The 4,791-nt window shown below is 72.6% G+C and carries 4 protein-coding genes and 2 pseudogenes; 2 read left to right on the forward strand and 4 right to left on the reverse strand.

Translation table 11 applies throughout. The features are described 5' to 3' along the window. On the reverse strand, positions 1–1,448 hold a 1,448-nt coding region (gene uvrC / locus Q1N79_RS24975), incomplete at its 3' end, for an excinuclease ABC subunit UvrC (RefSeq protein ID WP_300613023.1). Between the two features lie 151 nt (positions 1,449–1,599). Here uvrC and Q1N79_RS24980 point away from each other — a divergent pair. Then, the gene (locus Q1N79_RS24980; RefSeq protein WP_300613029.1) at positions 1,600–1,998 is read left to right on the forward strand and encodes a cytochrome P450; all 399 of its coding nucleotides are present in this window, start codon (positions 1,600–1,602) and stop codon (positions 1,996–1,998) included. On the opposite strand, the gene Q1N79_RS24985 is transcribed toward Q1N79_RS24980, so the two are convergent. From Q1N79_RS24985 to Q1N79_RS24995, 3 genes and pseudogenes are all read right to left on the reverse strand, one after another. Further along, entirely contained in the window at positions 1,995–2,240 is a 246-nt protein-coding gene (locus Q1N79_RS24985; protein WP_300613025.1) for a hypothetical protein, read from the reverse strand. The two genes, Q1N79_RS24980 and Q1N79_RS24985, sit on opposite strands and share 4 nt — an antisense overlap. 134 nt (positions 2,241–2,374) lie before the next feature. Further along, positions 2,375–2,596 (reverse strand): annotated as a pseudogene (locus tag Q1N79_RS24990) (transglycosylase SLT domain-containing protein); the annotation flags it as partial. 183 nt (positions 2,597–2,779) lie between these two features. Then, positions 2,780–4,048: pseudogene (locus Q1N79_RS24995) on the reverse strand (C40 family peptidase); the annotation flags it as partial. A gap of 55 nt (positions 4,049–4,103) precedes the next feature. Here Q1N79_RS24995 and Q1N79_RS25000 point away from each other — a divergent pair. After that, the gene (locus tag Q1N79_RS25000; RefSeq protein WP_300613027.1) at positions 4,104–4,661 is read left to right on the forward strand and encodes a hypothetical protein; all 558 of its coding nucleotides are present in this window, start codon (positions 4,104–4,106) and stop codon (positions 4,659–4,661) included. The last annotated feature ends 130 nt before the right edge of the window (positions 4,662–4,791 follow it).

The raw sequence follows: 4,791 nt of genomic DNA on the forward strand, positions 1-4,791 counted from the left end.
TCGCCGAGCCGGTCAAGCTCGCCGGTCTCCTCCCGCTCGGCCAGGTAGCGGCGGAACCGCCTGGTGATCACCTCGCGGATGGCGGAGATGTCGTCGCTGCCGTCGAACCCGCGCACGGAGAACCGGCGGTACTCGCTCTTGCGGGCCAGGCCGTCCTCGAACACGACCATCGAGGCGACCACATGCGTGCCCTGCAGGTTCGACACGTCGTAGCACTCGATGCGCAGCGGCGCGTCGTCAAGGCCGAGCGCCTGCTGTATCTCGTGCAGCGCCTGGCTGCGCGTGGTCAGGTCGCTGGCCCGCCGGGTCTTGTGCAGCGCCAGCGCCTCCTTGGCGTTGCGCGCGACGGTCTCCGCCAGGGCCTTCTTGTCGCCCCGTTGCGGGACCCGCAGCTGCACCGGGCCGCCGCGGCGGGCCGACAGCCATTCGGTCATCGCGGCGCAGTCGGGCGGCAGCTCGGGCACGAGCACCTCGCGCGGTAGGCCGGCGTTGACCGCGGCCTGCTCGCCGAGGCCCTCGCCGTAGAACTGGCCGAGGAAGTGCTCGACGAGGCCGCCGGTCGTCACGTCCTCGACCTTCTCGAGCACCCAGCCGCGCTGGCCGCGGATCCGCCCGCCGCGCACGTAGAAGACCTGCACGGCGGCCTCGAGCTGGTCTTCGGCCAGCGCGATCACGTCGCAGTCGGTGCCGTCGCCGAGCACCACGGCCTGCTTTTCCAGCGCCCGTTCCAGCGCCTTGACGTCGTCTCGCAGCCGCGCGGCCTTTTCGTACTCCTCGGCGTCGGAGGCTTCCCTCATCTGCGCGGTGAGCTTCCTGATGAACCGCGCCGTCTGGCCGGACATGAAGTCGCAGAAGTCCTCGGCCAGCTCCCTGTGCCCGGCCGCGCTGATCCGCTTGACGCACGGCGCGCTGCACTTGCCGATGTAGCCGAGCAGGCACGGCCGGCCGATCTGGCCGGCGCGCTTGAACACGCCCGTGGAGCAGGTCCGCACAGGGAAGACCCGCAGCAGCGTGTCGACCGTGTCCCTGATCGCCCAGGCGTGGCTGTACGGGCCGAAGTACCTGGTGCCCTTGCGCTTGGCACCCCGCATCACCATGACCCGGGGGAATTCCTCGTCCATGGTCACCGCGAGGTAGGGGTAGCTCTTGTCGTCGCGGTACTTGACGTTGAACCGGGGATCGAACTCCTTGATCCAGGAGTACTCCAGCTGCAGCGCCTCGACCTCGGTCTTCACGACCGTCCAGTCGACCCCGGCGGCGGTGGTGAGCATGGCCTGCGTGCGCGGGTGCAGCGCGGTGAAGTCGGCGAAGTACTGGTTAAGCCGCTGCCGCAGCGACTTGGCCTTCCCGACGTAGATGACCCGCCCCCGCTCGTCGCGGAACCGGTACACACCCGGCTCTTCCGGGATCGCCCCCGGTGCGGGCCTGTAGCGGGAGGGGTCTGCCACGCATGCAACTCTACGCGCCGGCTGGCCGCCGACCGCTCGGTCGCGACCGTAACCGGCCGGGCTTTTGGCGTCATCCGAACGGCCGGTGGCGTCTCTTGAGACATAACAGACCCACCCGCCGGAGCTCGCCCGGCTGCGGGCCGATCCGTCGCTGCTCCCGTCGGCCGTGGAGGAGCTGCTGCGGTACGCCAACCCGCTCAACCACGCGACCGACCGGTACACCCTCGAGCCGGTGGAGATCGGCGGGGTGACGATCCCGGCCCGTGAGTGGGTGCTGTGCGTGACGTCGTCGGCGAACCACGACCCGTCGCGGTTCGGCTCGCCCGACGCGCTCGACGTCGGCAGGGACGCGGGCGGCCACCTGGCGTTCGGGCACGGGATTCACTACTGCCTGGGCGCGCCGCTGGCCCGGCTGGAAGGCGAGGTCGCGTTCGGCGCACTGCTCGCGCGGTTCCCGAACCTGTCGCTCGCGGCGCCGGCGGCGACGCTGCGGTGGCGTCCAAGCAGCCTCATCCACGGCCTGGAATCGCTTCCTGTACGCCTTTGTTAGGGTTCGCCCCTGGGTCTGGCGTACGTGCGGAAACCCAGCCCGTGCTGCGCCCGTTCTGCCATCGCAAGGTGCTCAGCCGCCTCGGCGGCCAGTTTGCGCGCCTTGCCGAGCTCGTGCGCGCGGGCGGCGGCGACGGCGTCGGCGAACGCGGCCGCCGCGCGGCGGAAGGCATGGGCGGCGATAACCTGGTCCAGCTCGGCCGGCGGCGGCGCCGGCTCCCTGGCATCGCGCGTGGAGTTCACGCGGACCGCGCCATCGTGTTCATCGGATTCCTTAGCGGGGTGGTGTCCTAGGCAGATGGTTGCACGGCAAATCCTGCTGCAAGTTTCAGCCGGAAACATCCGTCAGTTGATGTATTCGTCGGGGCAAAGCGACGTCAGTACCAGCTGTAGGCCAGTTCGTGGGCCCACGCGGCCTGCGGTGTGCCGTAGGTGGCCTGGATGTACCCGATGCCCCAGATGATCTGCGTGTACGGGTCGGTCGCCCAGTCCAGCCCGGCGGCGGCCATCTTTGCCGCGGGCAGCGCCTGCGGGATGCCGAACGCGCCGGAGACCGGGTTGGTCGCGGCGGGGTTCCACCCGGACTCCCTTTCCCACAGCAGGTACAGGTAGGGGAACTGGCCCGGTCCCCAGGCGGCGTCGGCGAGCGTCCGGGCGAAGCTCTGGTACTGGTTGAGGGCCGCGGGCGTCGCCAGGTCCGGTGCGGCGGGAAGCGGCGCGCCGGGTCCGGCGGTCGCGGCGGCGTAGCTGGCGGCGTACGGATCTGTCGCGCCGATGTACCCGCCGATGCTGGCCAGCCGGTCGAAGCGCACATCCGCCCCGGTGTACGGCGCGTCGATGATGTCGCCGTAGCCGACGTAGATCCCTACGTGGCCGGGGGCGGTCGGCGAGCCGTCGGCGCCGACGAAGAAGACCAGGTCGCCGGGCGCGAGCTTGTCCTCCGCGACGGGACTGGACCGGGTCTGCTGCCACTGGGCGTTCGCGTTGTGGGTCACGGTGATCCCGGCCTGGGCGAGGGCGTCCATCGTCAGCCCCGAACAGTCGAAGCTGCCCGGCCCGGCGGCCGCGTACTTGTAGGGCTTGCCGAGCTGTAGTTCGGCCCAGCCGAGCACGGTGCGGGCCGCCTGCGCCGAGAGCGCCGACAGTGCCGGCAGGCGGTAGGCCGCGGACGCGTAGGCGGCGACCAGCGTGGCCGTCGCCAGCGCGCGCAGCGGCCCCGCGCTCACGCCGGCGAGGGCGCTCGGCAGCGATTCGACGCGGAACCCGGGCCTGGCGGCGACGATCGCCCGGTACGCCGCGGCCTGCCTGGGCGTGGTCGCCGGCGGGGCGACCCACAGCACATCCTGGCCCGCGGGCAGCCGCGCCGCGAGCACCGTGGCCTGGGCCGGCGTCCCGTTCGCCAGGGCGACCACCACCAGCCGCGCGCCGCGAGCGTCGCGGGTGCCCTGAGTGCCGTGACTGCTTCGGGTGCGCAGCGCCGCGAGCACCGCGAGGGCCGGGCCGTCCCGCGTATCGGCGGCCCTGCTGGCCCGGACGCTGACCAGCTGGCTGGCTACGGACGCGGCCAGGTCCGTGCCGGTGCCGCCCGCTGCGGCGTCGGTAACGAGCAGTACCTGCGTGCGGGCCGGCGCGGCAGTGCCGGGGGCGACCGTGGCGGGCAGCGCGCGGACATTCACGCTGAGCCCGGCCGCCCACGCCTGGAGTGCCTCGCCGGCGTCGACCGCGCCGCGCACGTCGGGCACTGAGATCGAGAACGTGAGGCCGGCGGGTCCGCTGACACCGATCGGCGTGCCCGCCGCCACTCCGGTGCGCTGCGCCACGGTCACGGTCACGTCGCGGTAGGTGTAGGTGGCGCCGTCTGTGCCGGACAGGACAACGGTCGACGTCCCGTCACCCGCGGGGATGACCCTGAGGGTTCCGGCCGTGACCGCGTCGACGGCTGTCCCCGGCGCCACCGGGAGGGTCACCGCTCCCGCGGGCTCTGTGCGCCGCGGCCCGGGGCTGCCCGCGCCGGTAAGCCGGGGGTCCGCCGCCACCACGCCGGCGGGCACCGGCAGGGCATAGCCGACCGCGGTCGCCGACGGGACAGGGACCGGCGCGGACGATGTGGACGGCGCGGACGATGTGGACGGCGCGGACGGCGTGCGCGGAGCCGCTGGCGAGGGCGCGGGAGTTGCGGACGGGCGGCGCGGCGACGGAGCGGCCGCGTGCGGCCGCGGCTTCGGCGGGCTCGTGGTCACTGACGGCGCACGGGTGGGCTTGCTCGCCGCCCGGCTCGAAGTCGCCGTGGGCGTGGGCGTGGACGTGGGGGTCGGGGTCGGAGCCTGGGTAGCCGCTGTGCCGTGTGTCACGGTCGGCGTGGGGGACGCTGAGGGCTTATGCGTCGGCTTCGGGGACTGGGTGGGGGCGGGGGCCGTTGCTGTCGGGCTCGCCGTTGCTGTCGGGCTCGGCGTAGCTGTGGGGGTCGGCGTGGCTGTGGGGGTCGGCGATCCGCCGGGTACGGGTGCAGTGGGTGACGCCGTAGGCGTTGGCTGGGTAGTCGAGACCGACGCGGCGATGGCCGGGCCGGGCCCCGAGACCGTGACCGCGGCCGACACCGCACCGATCACGAGCGGCACCGCAAGAGCCATGGCTTTCTTTCCCGCGGACCAGCGCGGAAGATAGCGGCTCGCCATCGGCACTTGTCCCTTCGCCTAGCGGACACCCCCAGTGGCCAATGTGATTATTTGGACGGGAGAGACCTGCGAGCGGTTCCCTGGTCGCGGGAAAAATCTGCCGCTAGTGGGGACGCGGC

Origin of the sequence: Trebonia sp., assembly GCF_030042015.1 — a bacterium.
GTDB lineage: Bacteria > Actinomycetota > Actinomycetes > Streptosporangiales > Streptosporangiaceae > Trebonia.